13 protein-coding genes are annotated in these 15,752 nt (G+C 72.1%); 6 read left to right on the top strand and 7 right to left on the bottom strand.

Annotated features, from left to right (window positions below; all coding sequences use genetic code 11):
* Positions 1-2: 2 nt before the first annotated feature.
* Positions 3-2,456 (bottom strand): leucine--tRNA ligase, encoded by a 2,454-nt coding sequence (leuS, locus tag KME80_RS23765; protein WP_219508328.1) that lies wholly within the window; start codon positions 2,454-2,456, stop codon positions 3-5.
* A 447-nt stretch (positions 2,457-2,903) separates the two neighbouring features.
* Here leuS and KME80_RS23760 point away from each other — a divergent pair, with 447 nt between their 5' ends.
* Positions 2,904-4,472, top strand: a complete 1,569-nt coding sequence (locus KME80_RS23760) for a hypothetical protein (protein WP_219508327.1) — start codon at positions 2,904-2,906, stop codon at positions 4,470-4,472.
* A gap of 9 nt (positions 4,473-4,481) precedes the next feature.
* Here the strand turns inward: KME80_RS23760 and KME80_RS23755 are convergent, their stop codons facing one another.
* Complete coding sequence (locus KME80_RS23755) at positions 4,482-5,723, bottom strand: cytochrome P450 (protein ID WP_219508326.1); 1,242 nt, start codon at positions 5,721-5,723, stop codon at positions 4,482-4,484.
* Positions 5,724-5,952: 229 nt separating this feature from the next.
* Here KME80_RS23755 and KME80_RS51985 point away from each other — a divergent pair, with 229 nt between their 5' ends.
* Positions 5,953-7,242: a methyltransferase domain-containing protein gene (locus KME80_RS51985; RefSeq protein ID WP_219508325.1), complete on the top strand. Its 1,290-nt coding sequence runs from the start codon at positions 5,953-5,955 to the stop codon at positions 7,240-7,242.
* On the opposite strand, the gene KME80_RS23745 is transcribed toward KME80_RS51985, so the two are convergent.
* Both KME80_RS23745 and KME80_RS23740 read right to left on the bottom strand, forming a co-directional pair.
* Positions 7,199-8,041: an alpha/beta fold hydrolase gene (locus KME80_RS23745; RefSeq protein ID WP_219508324.1), complete on the bottom strand. Its 843-nt coding sequence runs from the start codon at positions 8,039-8,041 to the stop codon at positions 7,199-7,201. The genes KME80_RS51985 and KME80_RS23745 overlap by 44 nt on opposite strands.
* Positions 8,042-8,044: 3 nt before the next feature.
* The gene (locus KME80_RS23740) at positions 8,045-9,586 is read right to left on the bottom strand and encodes a GMC family oxidoreductase (RefSeq protein ID WP_219508323.1); all 1,542 of its coding nucleotides are present in this window, start codon (positions 9,584-9,586) and stop codon (positions 8,045-8,047) included.
* Positions 9,587-9,726: 140 nt separating this feature from the next.
* Here KME80_RS23740 and KME80_RS23735 point away from each other — a divergent pair, with 140 nt between their 5' ends.
* Positions 9,727-11,262, top strand: coding sequence for a long-chain-fatty-acid--CoA ligase (locus KME80_RS23735; RefSeq protein WP_219508322.1), 1,536 nt, complete (start codon positions 9,727-9,729; stop codon positions 11,260-11,262).
* 11 nt (positions 11,263-11,273) lie between these two features.
* Here the strand turns inward: KME80_RS23735 and KME80_RS51980 are convergent, their stop codons facing one another.
* Positions 11,274-11,396, bottom strand: coding sequence for a hypothetical protein (locus KME80_RS51980; RefSeq protein ID WP_281427135.1), 123 nt, complete (start codon positions 11,394-11,396; stop codon positions 11,274-11,276).
* On the opposite strand from KME80_RS51980, the gene KME80_RS23730 reads away from it, so the two are divergent.
* Positions 11,389-12,690, top strand: coding sequence for an extracellular catalytic domain type 1 short-chain-length polyhydroxyalkanoate depolymerase (locus KME80_RS23730; protein WP_219508321.1), 1,302 nt, complete (start codon positions 11,389-11,391; stop codon positions 12,688-12,690). The genes KME80_RS51980 and KME80_RS23730 overlap by 8 nt on opposite strands.
* 26 nt (positions 12,691-12,716) lie before the next feature.
* Positions 12,717-13,247 carry an AAA family ATPase gene (locus tag KME80_RS23725; RefSeq protein WP_219508320.1) on the top strand — a complete coding sequence of 177 codons (531 nt, stop codon included), beginning with the start codon at positions 12,717-12,719 and terminating at the stop codon, positions 13,245-13,247.
* Here the strand turns inward: KME80_RS23725 and KME80_RS23720 are convergent.
* Positions 13,244-13,570 (bottom strand): winged helix-turn-helix transcriptional regulator, encoded by a 327-nt coding sequence (locus tag KME80_RS23720; RefSeq protein WP_219508319.1) that lies wholly within the window; start codon positions 13,568-13,570, stop codon positions 13,244-13,246. The two genes, KME80_RS23725 and KME80_RS23720, sit on opposite strands and share 4 nt — an antisense overlap.
* Positions 13,571-13,678: 108 nt before the next feature.
* Between KME80_RS23720 and KME80_RS23715 the strand changes: the two genes are divergently transcribed.
* Positions 13,679-14,542 (top strand): NAD(P)-dependent oxidoreductase, encoded by an 864-nt coding sequence (locus KME80_RS23715; RefSeq protein WP_219508318.1) that lies wholly within the window; start codon positions 13,679-13,681, stop codon positions 14,540-14,542.
* A 6-nt stretch (positions 14,543-14,548) separates the two neighbouring features.
* Here KME80_RS23715 and KME80_RS23710 read toward each other — a convergent pair whose 3' ends face one another.
* A complete protein-coding gene (locus KME80_RS23710) occupies positions 14,549-15,679 on the bottom strand; it encodes an FAD-dependent oxidoreductase (RefSeq protein WP_219508317.1) in 1,131 nt (376 codons plus the stop codon).
* Positions 15,680-15,752 lie beyond the last annotated feature (73 nt).

The following is a 15,752-nucleotide window of genomic DNA, read 5'->3' as shown; positions in this document are numbered from 1 at the left end:
CGTCAGGGGACGATGTTGACCAGCTTGGGCGCCCGCACGATCACCTTGCGCGGGGTGCCCTGGAGGTAGCCCTGGACCTTCTCCGAGGCCAGGGCCAGCTCGCGCAGCTCGTCCTCGGAGATGCCGGGCGGGACCTCCAGCCGCTCGCGCACCTTGCCCGCGACCTGCACGACGCAGGTGACCGACTCCTGGACGAGCAGCGCCGGGTCGGCGACCGGCCAGCCCGCCTTGGCGACGGTGCCGCCGGTGTGGCCCAGCCGCTCCCAGCCCTCCTCGGCGGTGTAGGGGGCGACCAGCGACAGCATGACGGCCAGCGCCTCGGCGGCCTCGCGCACCGCCGGGTCGGCGGCGCCGGGGCCGGAGTCGATCGCCCGGCGGGCGGCCGTGGTCAGCTCCATCATGCGCGCCACCGCGACGTTGAAGCGGTAGGACTCGACCAGCTTGGTGACCTCGTCGATGGTCCGGTGAGTGATCTTGCGCAGCTCCAGGTCGCCGCCCTCGAAGGAGACGCCCGGCTCGCTGGCCGTCTCGTCCATCACCCGGAAGGCGCGGGCCAGGAACTTCTGCGACGCCGCCGGCGACACGTCGGCCCAGTCGATGTCGTCCTCCGGCGGGCCGGCGAACACCATCGTCAGGCGGACCGCGTCGACGCCGTAGTCGTCGATCTGCTGGCCCAGGTCGACGCCGTTGCCCAGGGACTTCGACATCGCCTTGCCGCCGTTGATCACCTGGCCCTGGTTGAGCAGCCGCAGGAACGGCTCGGTGAAGCTCACCATGCCCATGTCGTGCAGGACCTTGGTGAAGAAGCGCGAGTAGAGCAGGTGCAGCACCGCGTGCTCGACACCGCCCACGTACTGGTCGATGGGGCCCCACTTGCGGACCTGCTCGACGTCGAACGGGCCCTCGGTGTAGCCGGGCGAGCAGTAGCGCAGGAAGTACCAGGACGAGTCGACGAAGGTGTCCATGGTGTCGGTGTCGCGCTTGGCCGGGCCGCCGCACTTGGGGCACTCGACGTTGACCCAGTCGGTGGCGCTGGCCAGCGGGGAGACGCCCTTGGGCGACAGCGCCTCGCCGCGCAGGTCGGGCAGCGTGACCGGCAGCTGGTCGTCGGGAACGGGCACCTCGCCGCAGTCGCCGCAGTGGATGATCGGGATCGGCGTGCCCCAGAACCGCTGCCGCGACAGCAGCCAGTCGCGCAGCCGGAAGTTGACCGCGCCTGCGCCCTTGCCGTCGACCTCCAGAATCTCGATGATCTTGGCGATGGCCTCGGCCTTGGTCAGGCCGTCGAGCGGGCCGGAGTTGACCAGCCGGCCCTCGCCGGGCGTGGCCTCGCCGGTCTCGCCGGGGTCGGCCAGCCCGGTGTGCACGACGACCTTGACCGGCAGCCCGAACTTGCGGGCGAAGTCGAGGTCACGCTGGTCGTGGGCGGGCACGGCCATGATGGCGCCGTGGCCGTAGTCGGACAGCACGTAGTCGGCGGCCCAGACGGGGATGCGCTCGCCGTTGACCGGGTTGATCGCGTGGCGGCCCAGGAAGACGCCGGTCTTCTCCTTGTCGGTGGACAGCCGCTCGATGTCGCTCAGCTTGGCGACCTCGGCGCGGTAGGCCTCGAACGCGGGGCGCTGCTCGTCGGTGACGATCTCGTCGGCCAGCGCGGCGTCGACCGCGACCACGAAGAACGTGGCGCCGAACAGCGTGTCGGGGCGCGTGGTGTAGACGTGCACGGGCTCGTCGCGGCCCTCGATCTGGAACAGCACGTCGGCGCCCTCGGAGCGGCCGATCCAGTTGCGCTGCATGGTCATGACGCGCTCGGGCCAGCCGCCTTCGAGCTGGTCCATGTCGTCCAGCAGGCGCTGCGCGTAGTCAGTGATCTTGAAGTACCACTGCGTCAGCTCGCGCCTGACGACGTCCGCGCCGCACCGCTCGCACTTGCCGGCCACGACCTGCTCGTTGGCCAGCACGGTCTGGTCGTTGGGGCACCAGTTGACCAGGCCGCCCTTGCGGTAGGCCAGGCCGCGCTCGAAGAAGCGGTTGAACAGCCACTGGTTCCAGTGGAAGTAGTCGGCGTCGCTGGTGTGCAGGCGGCGCGACCAGTCGAAGGAGATGCCGTAGCGCTTGAACGAGTTGGCCTGCGTCTCGATGTTGGCGTAGGTCCACTCCGCTGGGTGGGCGTTGCGCTTGATCGCGGCGTTCTCGGCGGGCAGGCCGAAGGAGTCCCAGCCGATGGGGTGCAGGACGTTGTAGCCGCGCTGGAACCAGTAGCGCGCGACCACGTCGGCGATCGCGAACACCTCGCCGTGGCCCATGTGAAGGTCGCCGGAGGGGTAGGGGAACATGTCGAGCATGTAGCGCCGCTCGCGCGGGTCGGCGGCGTCCTCGCTCGCCCGGAACGGGTCCAGCTCCTCCCATCGCTGCTGCCATTTGGCCTGCAGCGCCTGCGGGTCGTACTCACTCACGGCGGTTGTCCTTCTGATTGACTCGGACCCATAGAAAAACCCCTCGTATGCAGGACGAGGGGCAGCCGCGACGGCGAGATCTTCAGGGCCGTCGCGGCCCGCTAAGAAGCAGGGTCGCGGAACGCATAGGTCAAGCCTAGCGCACCTCTTCAACCGAATGCAGGCGCTCAAGCGGCGCGGGCGGGCACAATGGAGCCTTCAGGCCGGTGAGACCTGATGGTGATAGATCCGTTGTGACCTCATATGTCCCATTAGAATACTCTCGTCGCCGTGGTGCATTCAGCTGAGCCGGAACGACCGGAGGCCGACCTGCCCCAGCAGGATCCGCCGACCGATCCGCACGGCTTCGCCCGTTTCCCTGCGGAGCCGGCTGGGTCTCCTGGAAAATCCCATGAGATCATGCACAGCACGTCGAATCCGGACATAACCACAGGAGGGCCGGCAGCAATGGCAACGGAGCATTCCGGAGCACCTCACCTGCCACCGTCCTGGCCCGAGGCCCCGCGCGAGGATGTCCCGACCTCCTGGCCCGAAACGCCTCCGGCGGCCCAGCAGCCGCCCACCGCCTGGCCCGAGGCTCCCCCCGCCGCCGCCTGGCCCGAGCCGCCCGGCCGGTCGTCGCAGCCCGAGCAGTTCTCCTGGGCCGACGCCACCCGGCCCGAGGCCCAGCCCGCCCGGCGCGACGCCGAGCCGGTGCCGACGTCCTGGCCCACCACCGGACAGCCCTCCTCCGGACAGCACACCGCTGGGCAGCCCTCCCCCGGGCAGCCCGCGGACCCGGCGCCCGCGTGGTCGGAGCCGCCCGCCGCGCAGCCCGGCGCCTGGGCGAACCTCAGCTCCCCGGCCCCCTGGCCGCCGCAGGACTCCGCCGCGCCCCGCCACCACTCCCCCTCGCCGCTGGACACCCCGTACAGCGCGCCCCCGCCCGACCAGCCGGTGGTGCCGACCTCGCAGGCCGCCGACGAGCGCACGATGACGTACTCCCAGGTCCAGGCGCAGGGCCACGCACAGCCGCCGGGGCACGGGCAGCCGCACGCCGCGCCCGTCGCCGAGCCGCAGCAGCCGCCGATCCAGCCCCTCGACCAGGCGCACGACCCGCACCAGCAGCCGGGCGAGCACCAGGCGCAGCACGGCAGGCCGGGCGCGAACCTGAGCCGCGACCCGTCCGACCCGGACCGCCCGTTCGTCACGGCCGGCCAGATCAGCGGCTCGCGCACCCCTCCCCCCGAGCGCCAGCAGCAGCTCTGGGACACCGTCTTCGGCGACGACTACAACGAGATGGGCGAGCCCGAGACCCTGGAGGAGGGCAAGCCCATCTGGATCTACGCGCTGGCCGGCTCGGTCGCGATCGCGCTGGTCGCGGGCCTGCTCTGGGCGTTCCTCGCCGGTCCGCTCGCCGGGGCGAAGGAGACGCCGCCCGTCGCGCAGGAGACCACGAAGACGCCGCCGCCCGGACCGCAGAAGACCACCTCGACGATCCCCCGCCTGCCGAAGTTCCCGGGCAAGGCGTCGGGCGTGACGGGCACGCTGCCCGACGCCGCCGCCGGCATCTCCGTCCCGCGCCTCGGCGGCACCTGGCGGCTGGACGAGCGGCCCACGGTGAAGGGCACGTACGGCTTCGAGACCCGCCAGTACGCGATGGTCGGCACCAACCTGGCCGCGCAGGTGCTCACCGGGCCGCTCCCGGAGCGGCTGGCCTCGTCCTACGCCAAGCCGGGCGAGCTGGAGCCGGCGATCAAGGCGGTCGTGGTCGACGCGCGCAAGCGCCTGTTCGAGATGCCCAACCGGGTCAAGAAGATCGCCCAGCAGGAGCTGACCGTGGGCGACGCCAAGGGCATGCTCATCGCGTACGCGCTCACGTCCGCGAGCGAGAAGGCCACGATCGTCACGGCCGCGCTCGACACGGGCGCCGAGCTGCCGGCCGTCGTCTACATGTCGGTCCCGGAGGAGGGCGAGAACCTGCGCCCCGACCTCAACACCGTGATCAACCGGCTGAAGGTGACCGCCCAGGGGTAGGCCCGGACGCTAGAAGGCGCACTCCATGTGCTTGATCCCGTTGATGAAGCTGGAGTGCAGCCGGTCCGGCGTGCCGCCCTCGATGCCGGGGACGCGGCGCAGCAGCTCGCGGAACATCACCGTGATCTCGCGGCGGGCCAGGTGGGCGCCCAGGCAGAAGTGCGGGCCCGGGCCGCCGAAGCCGACGTGCGGGTTCGGGTGGCGGGTGATGTCGAACCGCTCCGGGTCCTCGAACACCGCCGGGTCGCGGTTGGCCGCCCAGTAGTAGAGGACGGCCTTCTCGCCCTTGCGGTAGAGGTGGCCGTTCATCGTGTGGTCGCGGGTGACCTTGCGGCGCATGAAGTTGACCGGCGAGGCGAGGCGGACGATCTCCTCGACGGCCGTGCCGGTGTAGGCCTCCGGGTCGCTCAGCCACAGCGCGCGCTGGTCGGGGTTCGTGGTGAGCAGGCGCAGGCCGTGCGAGATCGCGTTGCGGGTGGTCTCGTTGCCGGCCACGACGAGCAGGATGAAGAACGAGCCGAGCTCCTGAAGGGTGAGCTGCTCGCCGTCGATGTTGGCGTTGACCAGGGACGAGGTCAGGTCGTTCGTCGGGTGTTCGGCGCGGTGCGCGGCCAGGTCCTGGACGAGCTGCTGCAGCTCCATGCCTGCGGTGAGCAGCTTCTCGGCGAGCTGGCCGAGGTCGGGGCCGGTGTATTCGGGGTCGAAGCCGCCGAGGATGATGTTCGACCGGTCGAAGACGAACCCGTAGTCGCGCTCCGGGATGCCCATCATGTCGCAGATGATCTTCAGGGGCAGCCGGGCGGCGACCTCGGTGACGAAGTCGCAGCCGGGACCCTTGGCCAGCAGGTCGTCGACGATCTTGACGGCCGCCGACTCCACGTCGGTCTCGAACTGCTTGATCATCTTCGGCGTGAACGCGCGCGAGACGATCCGGCGCAGGCGGGCGTGCCGGGGATCGTCCATGTTGATCATCGACCCGAAGTACTCGGCGAACTCGGCCGGCATGTCCGGGATGTTCGTCGCGCCGCCCTCCCCCGACGAGAACACCTCCGGGGTGCGGCTGGCCTCGAGGATGTCCGCGTGCCGGACCAGGGCGTAGTAGCCGGGGCCCTTCGGGGCGAACGAGACCTCCGGCTCCTCGAAGAAGGCCGGGCTGTCCAGGCGGCGCAGCCGGTCGAACGCCTCCCGGCGCTCGCCCATGGGCCTGGCCCAGAAATCGCGGTCGGACAGGTCGAAGTCAACGACGCTCATGGGGCCATCATTCGAGCCTCGATGCCGGTACGTCAATGCTTTCGACGTACACCGTACGTACGTGGCCGGAAAATGTGTGGCGAGCCGAGCCGGACGGTGGCTACGGTGACCGGCATGACGTTCTTCTTCCTCCTCGGCTAGCGATCCGCCGGCGGGTCGCGGATGACCCACCGCCGGCGATGCGGGACGGCCGGCCGCCGTCCCGGGTCGCTCCATGGGAGAAGGACACGTGCGCACCCTTGCCGTGGCCAGGGCGGTGCATGGCATCGAACCCCTGGTCGCAGCTGAAATCCGCCGTTCCCGGCTCGGCTCCGTCCGCGGGTTGCGCCATCGCGAGGTCTGGTTCGACACGGCCGACCCCGGCCCCGGGCTGCTGGGGCTGCGGACGGCCGACGACGTGCTGCTGGTGGCGGCCGTGGTGGACGGGGTCGGCCACGGCCGCCTCGCCCTGCGCCGCCTGGCGGCCGCCGCCCGCGCCCTCCGCGCCCTGCCGCCCCGCCCGCTCCCGCACCGGGACGCGGCCGGGGTCGAGGTGTCGGCCACGTTCGTCGGGCGGCGCGCCTACACGCGCCACGACATCGAGGACGCGGTCGGGGCCGAGCTGGGCCGCCGGCTGCGGCTGCCCTACCACTCGCGCGCCGGCGGCGCCGTGCCGCCCCCCGCCGGATGCCTGGCGTTCCGGGTGACGATCGAGGGCGAGCGCGCCGTCATCGGACTGCGCCTGGCGGCCCGGCCCCTGCACCGCCGGCCGTACAAGCTCGGGTCCGTGCCGGGCAGCCTGCACCCGCCGCTCGCCGCCGCCATGGCGGCCCTCGCCCGCCTCGACGGCGCCCGCACCGTGCTCGACCCCTGCTGCGGCGCCGGCACCACCCTCCTCGAGGCCGCCGCCCTCGCCCCCCACGCCCGCTTCCTCGGCCTGGACCACAACCCCGCCGCCATCACGGCCGCCACCACCAACGCCACCCACCTGCACACCGCCCCAACGCTCCCCCTCGCCCCCGCGTACAGTGCGGGCACCCCTGAGGCGGGCACCCACCCAACGCCCACCGTCACCCGCGTCCCGGCGGAGGGGCGCACCGCCGCCGGGGTCGTCTCCAGGGCAGACGGGCCCGTGGCCGGGGCGGGCTACTCCCGTGCGCGCGGCGCAGGCTGGGCGGGCGGGGCGGGGCTTCTGGTCGGTGGGGCCGGTGGTGTCGCTTCCGGTGGGTTCTGGTGGGGGGTGGCGGACGGGGGGCGCGTTCCGCTGGGGGACGGGGTGGTGGATCGGGTGCTGGTGAACCCGCCGTGGGGGCGTCAGGTCGCGGCGGGCGGGCTGCTGGCCGGGGATCCCGGGAGGCTGTGGCGGGAGGTGCGGCGGGTGCTGGCGGCGGACGGGCTGGTGGTGGCGCTGGTGCACGACGGGGTCCCGGACGGCTTCACCGTACGGGAGAGGGTGCGGGTGAGTTTGTCGGGCCGGCACCCGGAGCTGGTCGTGCTCAGCCCCGGGCGGGCCCGAGCCAGGACAGGACGAGGTCGTTGACGGCCGCCGGGCGCTCCAGGTGGAGGAAGTGCCCGGCGCCGGCGACGGGTTCGGCGCGGGAGCCGGGCGGCAGCGCGGCGGCGGCGTCCTTGACCAGGTCGGCGCCGATGCAGCCGTCGCGTTCGCCGTGGAGGTAGAGGATCGGCGTGGCGGCGGCGGCTCCGGCGGCGGGGTGGCGGCCAGAGGGCGGGGCGGCGCCGAGCATGGCCCGGTAGTAGCCGATGGCGGCCGACAGGTGGGCGGGGTCGCCGATGCTGCGGCGGACGAGCTCCAGGTCGTGGGTGGCGTCGTAGCCGGGTGACCAGTCGGCCCAGAGCCCTTCGAGGAACCCGGGCGCCGACGCGGCGGTCTCGGCCAGTCCGGTCTGGAAGAGGAACACGTAGAACGACCGTTTGAGCTGCTCGTAGTGCAGGAAGGCGGCGCGGAGGACGGCGGGCGGCGGGACGGCGAGGGTGACGGCGGCGCGGAAGCGGTCGGCGGTGGCGTACACGGGGACGGCGCCCCAGTCGTGGCCGACGATGACGGCCGAGTCGTCGCCGCCGAGCCGCTCGTGCAGGGCGAGGGCGTCGGCGGCGAGCGCGTCGCCGTCGTAGGCGGCGTCGGCGGGGATCTCCGTGGGCGCGTAGCCGCGCATGAACGGCGCGACGGCGCGGTAGCCACGGGCGGCGAGCGCGGGCACGAGGTGACGCCAGGTGTGTGCGGTGTCGGGGAAGCCGTGCAGGCAGAGCGCGAGCGGCCCGTCCCCGGCGGTGAGGTACGCGAACTCCACCCCGTTGGCGTGGATCGTCCGGATCTCCACGGGTCAGCCTGCCGCGATGAGGTCGGCCGCCTTCTCGCCGATCATGATGGCGGGGGCGTGGGTGTGTCCGCGGTTGAGCGTCGGCATGATCGACACGTCGGCGACCCGGAGCCCGTCGAGGCCGCGCACGCGCAGTTGCGGGTCCACGACGGCGTCCTCGTCGGCACCCATCCGGCAGCTGCCGACCGGGTGGTAGAGGGTCTCGCCGCGCTCGCGCACCCATTGGGCCAGCTCGTCGTCGGTCTCGGGCGCGGTGTAGGGGGGCATCGGGCCGCCGGCGTACGGCTTCATGGCGGCGCTGGCGAACACCTGCTTGGCCACCTTGAGCCCGGCGACGAGCCGTTTCACGTCGGCTTCCTTGGTCAGGTAGCCGGGGTCGACGAGGACTTCGCGGCCGTTGAGCCCGATGCGGCCCCGGCTCTCGGGCTGGAGCAGGATGACGCCGACGGTCAGGCCGTGGCCGGTGGGCGGGGTGAGGCCGTGGTCGATGAACGGGCCGGGCGCGAAGATCAGCTCGATGTCGGGGGCGGGCTCGGCGGGCGTGGTGCGGATGAACGCGACGGCCTCGCCGACGTTCGTGGTGAGCATGCCGGAGCGCAGCACGATGTAGCGGAGCAGGTTGCCCAGCGACTCGGCCTTGGTCAGCGTGACCGGCTGCTTGCAGGCGACGAACACGCCGGACGACAGGTGGTCCTGGAGGTTCTTGCCCACTTCGGGCAGTTCGTGGACGACGGCGATCCCGGCGTCGCGCAGTTCGTCGGCGGCGCCGACGCCGGAGCGCATGAGCAGGTAGGGGGAGCCGATGGCGCCCGCCGACAGGATGACCTCCCGCCGGGCCCTGACCTGGGCGCCGCCGCTGTGCTCGATGCCGACGGCGCGCCTGCCGTCGAAGACGACGCGGTTCACGTCCGCCTCGGTGATCAGGGTGAGGTTGGGGCGTTTGAGCGCGGGGCGCAGGTAGCCGTCGGCGGCGCTCCAGCGGCGGCCGCGGTCCTGGTTGACGGGGGTGGGGCCGTAGCCGTCGTTGACGTGGCCGTTGATCTCGTCGGCGCGCCGCAGGCCGAGCTCGTCGCACGCTCTGAGGAAGGCGGCGGTGGTGACGTTGGGGCTGCGCAGCTCGGAGATGAACAGCGGCCCGTCGGTGCCGTAGACGCCGCCGTGGTTGCTGCCGACCCGGCGCTCGGCGCGTTTGAAGTAGGGCAGCACGTCCTCGTACGTCCAGCCGGGCACGCCCCACTGGTCGTAGTCGAGCGCGCAGCCGCGCACCCACATCTGGGCGTTGATCGACGAGGAGCCGCCGAGGACCCGGCCGCGCGGCCAGTAGAGCTCACGCCCGGCCATCTCACTCTGCTTGGCCGTGGTGTAGTCCCAGTCGTAGCCGGTCTTGAACAGCTTGGCGAAGCCCGCGGGCATGCGGATCTCCAGCTTGTCGTCGCGGCCTCCGGCCTCGATGAGGGCGACGGTCACCGCCGGGTCCGCCGACAGCCTGTTGGCCAGCACGCACCCTGCCGAACCGGCTCCGACGATCACGTAGTCGTACTCCATGGCCACTCCTCAGTGATGTGCTACTTGCTTACTCCAGGCGACGGGGCGCGTCCATACATACTTGTGACCTCTGTTACCTACCAGTCGGTATGGTCAGGCTGACAGGATGTGCCCAAGCACCTGGATGAGGGAGGAAAGGCATGCTCAACCTGTCGAGCGTCCTGGAGGACAGCGCGCGCAACACCCCGGATGCCACCGCGATCGTCTTCGGGGACATGCGACTGCCCTACTCCATGATCGACACGGTGGCCTGCCAGGTCGCGAACCTGCTCGTGTCGCGCGGCATCGGCAAGGGCGACAAGGTGGCGATCGCCTGTCCCAACCTGCCCTACTTCCCGTTCGTCTACTTCGGCATCCTCAAGGCCGGGGCGACGGTGGTGCCGCTCAACGTGCTGCTGCAGTCGCGGGAGATCGCCTACCACCTCGACGACAGCGACGCCAAGGCGCTGTTCTGCTTCGAGGGCACACCGGAGCTGCCGCTGGGCGAGCGCGGCAAGGCGGGGTTCGAGGCGGCCGAGGGGTGCGAGCACTTCTTCGTGCTGCCCGCCACGGCGCTGGCCACGGAGTCGGAGTACGGCGAGTCGATCTGGGCGGCGCTGGGCGGGATGTCGGGCGAGTTCGAGACCGTGCAGACCGCGCCCGACGACACCGCGGTCATCCTCTACACCTCGGGCACCACGGGCCGCCCCAAGGGCGCCGAGCTCAGCCACCAGAACATGGTCATGAACGTCATGGTCAACGACAAGATGTTCCCGCGCACCGAGGGCGGCGACACCTATCTGGCGGTGCTGCCGCTGTTCCACTCCTTCGGGCAGACGGTCATCCTCAACACCGGTTTCATGCGCGGCGCGACGCTGGTGCTGATGCCGCGCTTCGAGCCGGGTGAGGCGCTGGCCATCATGCGCGCCGAGGGGGTCACGTTCTTCGCGGGCGTGCCGACCATGTACTGGGCCCTGCTCACCAAGATCCACGCCGACGGCGAGGAGGCCCCGTCCACGCTGCGGATCGCGGTGGCGGGCGGCTCGGCCTCGCCGGTCGAGGTGCTCAAGGACTTCGAGAAGACGTTCGGCATCCCGATCCTGGAGGGCTACGGCCTGTCGGAGACCTCGCCGGTGGCGAGCTTCAACCAGCTCGGCCGGCCTACCAAGCCGGGCACGATCGGCACCCCGATCTGGGGCGTGGAGATGCGGCTGGTCGACCCCGACTGGAAGACCGTCGAGGGCGAGGGCCCGGGCGAGATCGCGGTGCGCGGCCACAACGTCATGAAGGGCTACTACGGCCGCCCCGAGGCCACCGCCGAGGTGATGCGCGACGGCTGGTTCCGCACCGGCGACATCGCCACCCGGGACGCCGACGGCTACTACTCCATCATCGACCGGGCCAAGGACATGATCATCCGCGGCGGGTTCAACGTCTACCCGCGCGAGGTGGAGGAGGTCCTCATGGGCCACGAGGAGGTCTCGCTGGCCGCCGTCGTCGGCGTCCCGCACGACTCCCACGGCGAGGAGATCAAGGCGTACGTGATCCGCACCCCGGGATCGTCGCTGACCGAGGACGACCTGATCGCCTGGAGCCGCGAGGCCATGGCGGCCTACAAGTACCCGCGGGTGGTCGAGTTCCGCGACGCGCTCCCGATGACGGCGACGGGCAAGATCCTCAAGCGCGAGCTGCGCTGACGCCGAAACTTTCAGCCGCCGACGCCCTCCCAGCTGCGTGCCGGGAGGGCGTCGTCGTCAGGGCATTGCTCGATCGAAATTTTCTGTCCACACTCGAAACGTTTCAGTTCGAGGGAGAGGAACTCGATGAGCATCAGATCCCGGATCGCGGGAGCCGTGGCGGCGGCCGTGACGATCGCCGCGGCGGCGCTGGCCCTGGCGCCGCCTGCCGCCTCGGCCCAGCTGACGGAGGTCACCGGCTTCGGCACGAACCCCACCGGCCTGCGCATGCACCTGTACGTGCCCGACGGCGTCGGCGCGCGCCCGGCGGTGCTGGTGGCCGTGCACTACTGCACCGGGTCGGGACCGGCGTTCTACTCCGGCACGGAGTTCGCCTCGCTGGCCGACCGGCACAAGTTCATCGTCATCTACCCGTCGGCCACCAGAAGCGGCTCCTGCTACGACGTCTCCTCGCCGCAGGCGCTGCGGCACGACGGCGGCAGCGACCCGGTCGGCATCGTGTCCATGGTCCGCTGGGTCGAGCAGCGCTACGGCGCCGACCCCGGCCGCACCTACGCGGTGGGCGCCTCGTCCGGCGGCATGATGACGAACGTGCTTATCGGCGCCTACCCTGACGTGTTCGAGGCGGGCGCGTCGTACATGGGCGTGCCGTTCGGCTGCTTCGCCACCACCGACGGGTCGAGCTGGAACAGCGCGTGCGCCAACGGCCAGATCAGCCGGACGCCGCAGCAGTGGGGCGACCTGGTCCGCGCCGCCTACCCGGGCTACGGCGGCGCCCGGCCGCGCATGCAGATCTGGCACGGCACCGAGGACAGCACGCTGCGCTACCCGAACTTCCAGGAGCAGATCAAGCAGTGGACGAACGTCCACGGCCTGAGCCAGACGCCCGCCCGCACCGACCAGCCGCAGCCGTCCTGGACCAGGACCCGCTACGGCGGCACCGGCACGAACGTGGCCGTCGAGGCCGTCAGCCTCCAGGGCGTGGGCCACAGCCTGCCGGTCGGCGGGATGGCCGGGGCCACGATCGACTTCCTCGGCCTGTCGGAGCCCGGCCCGACGACCTCTCCGAGCATCACGCCCACGGCCACGACCACGGCGACGCCGCCGCCGGGCGGGTGCCGCGTCACGTACACGATGAGCACCTGGAACACCGGGTTCACGACCGCGGTCACCATCACGAACACCGGCTCCACCCCGGTGTCGGCCTGGTCGCTGGCCTTCACGCTGCCGCAGGGGCAGAGCGTCACGGGCGCGTGGAACGCCACGCTGTCGCCGTCGAGCGGCCAGGTGACGGCCAGGAACGTCGCCTACAACGGGGCGATCGCGCCGGGCGCGTCGGCGTCGTTCGGCTTCCAGGCGACCCACTCGGGCGACACCGCCGAGCCGGCCGCCTTCACCCTCAACGGCTCCCCCTGCGCGACGGCCTGACCACCGGGCGGTGGGATGGTTGTCCCATGTACGTCGTCTTCACCGGCGGGCCCGGGTCCGGCAAGAGCACGCTCGTCGAGGCTCTGCGCGGACGCGGGCTCGCCGCCATGCCGGAGGCGGGCCGGGCGATCATCCGGGAGCAGGCGGCCATCGGCGGCGCCGCGCTGCCGTGGGCCGATCCCGGGCTGTTCGCCGAGCTGATGCTCTCCTTCGACCTGCGCTCCTACCGGGAGGCCCCTGAGGACGGCACGGTGCTGTTCGACCGGGGGGTGGTGGACGTGGCCGCCTACCTCACGCTGTCGGGCCTGCCGGTCCCGCCGCACGTGCGCGCCGCCGCCCGGGCCGTGCGCTACGGGCGGGTGTTCGCGGCGCCGCCGTGGCCGGAGATCTACGAGCGGGACGCCGAGCGCAAGCAGGATCTCGCCGAGGCCGAGCGCACCTACGAGGCCTGCGTGGCGGCATACCAGGAGTACGGCTACGAGCTGGTCGTGCTGCCCCGGGCGAGCGTCGAGGAGCGGGCCGGGTTCGTGGCGCGCGAGCTCGGGACGGGCGGCTAGAAGAGGGCCTCGATGCGGTCGAGGTGCTCTTCTCCCCAGGTGCCGAGCGGGGCGAGGGCGGTGTTGAGCGACTGGCCGAACTCCGTCAGCGAGTACTCGACCTTCGGCGGCACCTGGTGGTAGACCTCGCGATGCACCAGGCCGTTCGCCTCCATCTCGCGCAGTTGCTGGATCAGCACGCGCTCGCTGATGCCGGGCACCGCGCGCCGCAGCTCGCCGAACCGCACCGGGCCCTCGCCCAGCGCGAACAGGATCAGGCCCTTCCACTTGCCGCCCATGACGGCGATGGCGGCGTCGAGCCCGCAGGTGAAGGTCCGTGTCATCAGCGCCTCACTTACCTCGATGTCAGTACCCGACAAAATAGTAGGTACTTGAGCAAATGTCAGCGGAGGGGCCAGCATGTGACCTGATCAACCGATGGGAGAACACCTATGACCGACGTGACCGTTCTCGGCCTGGGCTCGATGGGCGCGGCGCTGGCCGGGGCCTTCGTCGACGCCGGGCTCCGGACGACCGTGTGGAACCGCACCCCGGAGAAGGCCGCGCCCCTGGTTTCCCGGGGAGCCGAGCGGGCGGCGGACGTCGCCGGCGCGGTCGCGGCGAGCCCGCTCGTCGTCGCCTGCCTGACCACCTACGCCGCCACCCGGGAGGCGCTGGAGCCGGCCGCCGGAGCGCTGGCCGGGCGCACCCTGGTCACCCTGAACAGCGGGACGCCCGCCGCGGCCCGCGACCTGGCCGCCTGGGCCGCCGGGCACGGCGCCCGCTTCCTCGACGGCGCGGTGAAGAACGTGCCCTCCGCCGTGGGCGCGCCGGACACGCTGCTCTACTACAGCGGCGACCGGGCGGTGTTCGACGAGCACGAGAAGACGCTGCGTGTCCTCGGCGGCGACACCGTGCACCTGGGCGAGGAGCCGGATCTGGCGGCGCTGTACGAGAGCGCGGTCGGCGGCATCCTGCTGCCGGCGCTGCTGGGGTTCCTTCAGGGCGCGGCGCTGGTGACGGCCCGGGGCCTGGAGGCGCGCACGCTGGTGCCGTACTCCGTCAAATGGCTGGAGATGATCGGGTCCGTGCTGCCGGAGCTGGCCAGGGAGATCGACTCCGGAGACTACGGCGAGCCCGCCTCCGCCATCGGGCTCTTCCACGCGGGCCTGGACGAGGAGCGCTCGCTCGGCGACGAGGCGCGGGTGGACGTCTCCTGGCAGGCGCCGATGCACGACCTGATCGAGCGGGCCGTGGCGCAGGGGCGCGGCGACCAGAGCATCTCGGCGCTGATCGAGCTGCTCAGGGCGGCGTGAGCCCGGTCAGCGGCGGTCGAGGCCGGACAGCTGCCAGGCCAGGCGGCGGCGCACGGCCGGGAGGCGGCCAGCGGCCGTCAGGACGAGGTTGCGCAGCGGACGCCAGGCCGCCCGGGCGGTGGCCAGGCGGGTGAGGCGGCCCGCCAGCGCGACGACCTTCCCGGCGACGGGCCGCCGGGTGGCCGTGTGGGTGTCGAGCAGGGTGTCGGGCTCGCCGTCGAGGACGCGGGCGAGCAGCTCGGCGAGGGTGACGGCGTCCTCGATGCCGAGGTTCATGCCCTGGCCGCCGGCCGGGGAGTGCACGTGCGCGGCGTCCCCGGCGAGCAGGACGCGGCCTCGGCGGAAGGTGCCGGCGACGCGGTGGTGGACGCGGAAGCGCGAGCCCCACACGACCTCGTGCACGACGGCGGGCGACGCCTGCGGGCCCCGGGCGTCGAGCAGCGCCTGGACGAACGCGGTGTCCGGCTCGCGCGGGGCCTCGGCGACGGTGGCGACGACGCGGTGCAGGCCGCCGGGGAGCGGCGCGACCACGACGAGCCCGGCGGGTGAGAAGTAGAGGATGACCTCGTCGTGCGGCACGCCGCCGCTCAGCCGCACGTCGGCGAGGGTGAACGACTCGGCGTACGTGCCTCCGTCGAAGGGGATGCCGGTGGCCTCCCGTACCGTGCTGTGCATGCCGTCGGCGCCGATCAGGTAGGTGGCGCGCAGCCGCCGGCCGTCGTCGAGCGTGGCGGTGACGCCGCCCGCGTCCTGCTCCAGGGCGGTCAGCGTGACCGGGCGCAGGACCTTTCCGCCGAGCTCCTCCAGGCGGGCCAGCAGGAACGCCTCCGTGTCGGCCTGGGAGATCATCAGCGTGTACGGGTAGCGGGTGGGCAGGTCGCCGAACGGGACGGGCACGAGCAGCCGGTCGCGGTCGCGGATGGTGAAGCGGGGCGTGTGGACGCCGCGCCCGGCCAGGGCGGCGGCCACTCCGTACGGCTCCAGCAGTTCCAGGGTGCGGGCGTGGACGACGGCGGCGCGCGAGGTGTTGGCGCCTTCGGCCTGGGCGTCGAGGATGGTCACCGCGTGTCCGCGCTGGGTGAGCACGAGGGCGGCGGTGAGGCCGACGGGACCGGCTCCGACGATGAGGACGTCCATGGGTTCCTCCAATTGCCAACGCTTGTAGGCATCACGCTAGACAGCGCGGCCAAGGAAGTCAACAGTTGTTGGC

Origin of the sequence: Nonomuraea ceibae, assembly GCF_019396325.1 — a bacterium.
GTDB lineage: Bacteria > Actinomycetota > Actinomycetes > Streptosporangiales > Streptosporangiaceae > Nonomuraea > Nonomuraea ceibae.
Note: the sequence above shows the minus strand (reverse complement) of the source record. Positions and strands in the feature narration are given on the sequence as shown.

Excerpts from the sequence above, each read along its gene's own strand:
- KME80_RS23760 (WP_219508327.1), top strand. The coding sequence starts at position 2,904 with ATGGCAACGGAGCATTCCGGAGCACCTCACCTGCCACCGTCCTGGCCC.
- KME80_RS23755 (WP_219508326.1), bottom strand. The coding sequence starts at position 5,723 with ATGAGCGTCGTTGACTTCGACCTGTCCGACCGCGATTTCTGGGCCAGG.
- KME80_RS23740 (WP_219508323.1), bottom strand. The coding sequence starts at position 9,586 with ATGGAGTACGACTACGTGATCGTCGGAGCCGGTTCGGCAGGGTGCGTG.
- KME80_RS23735 (WP_219508322.1), top strand. The coding sequence starts at position 9,727 with ATGCTCAACCTGTCGAGCGTCCTGGAGGACAGCGCGCGCAACACCCCG.
- KME80_RS23730 (WP_219508321.1), top strand. The coding sequence starts at position 11,389 with ATGAGCATCAGATCCCGGATCGCGGGAGCCGTGGCGGCGGCCGTGACG.
- KME80_RS51980 (WP_281427135.1), bottom strand. The coding sequence starts at position 11,396 with ATGCTCATCGAGTTCCTCTCCCTCGAACTGAAACGTTTCGAGTGTGGA.
- KME80_RS23725 (WP_219508320.1), top strand. The coding sequence starts at position 12,717 with ATGTACGTCGTCTTCACCGGCGGGCCCGGGTCCGGCAAGAGCACGCTC.
- KME80_RS23720 (WP_219508319.1), bottom strand. The coding sequence starts at position 13,570 with ATGACACGGACCTTCACCTGCGGGCTCGACGCCGCCATCGCCGTCATG.
- KME80_RS23715 (WP_219508318.1), top strand. The coding sequence starts at position 13,679 with ATGACCGACGTGACCGTTCTCGGCCTGGGCTCGATGGGCGCGGCGCTG.
- KME80_RS23710 (WP_219508317.1), bottom strand. The coding sequence starts at position 15,679 with ATGGACGTCCTCATCGTCGGAGCCGGTCCCGTCGGCCTCACCGCCGCC.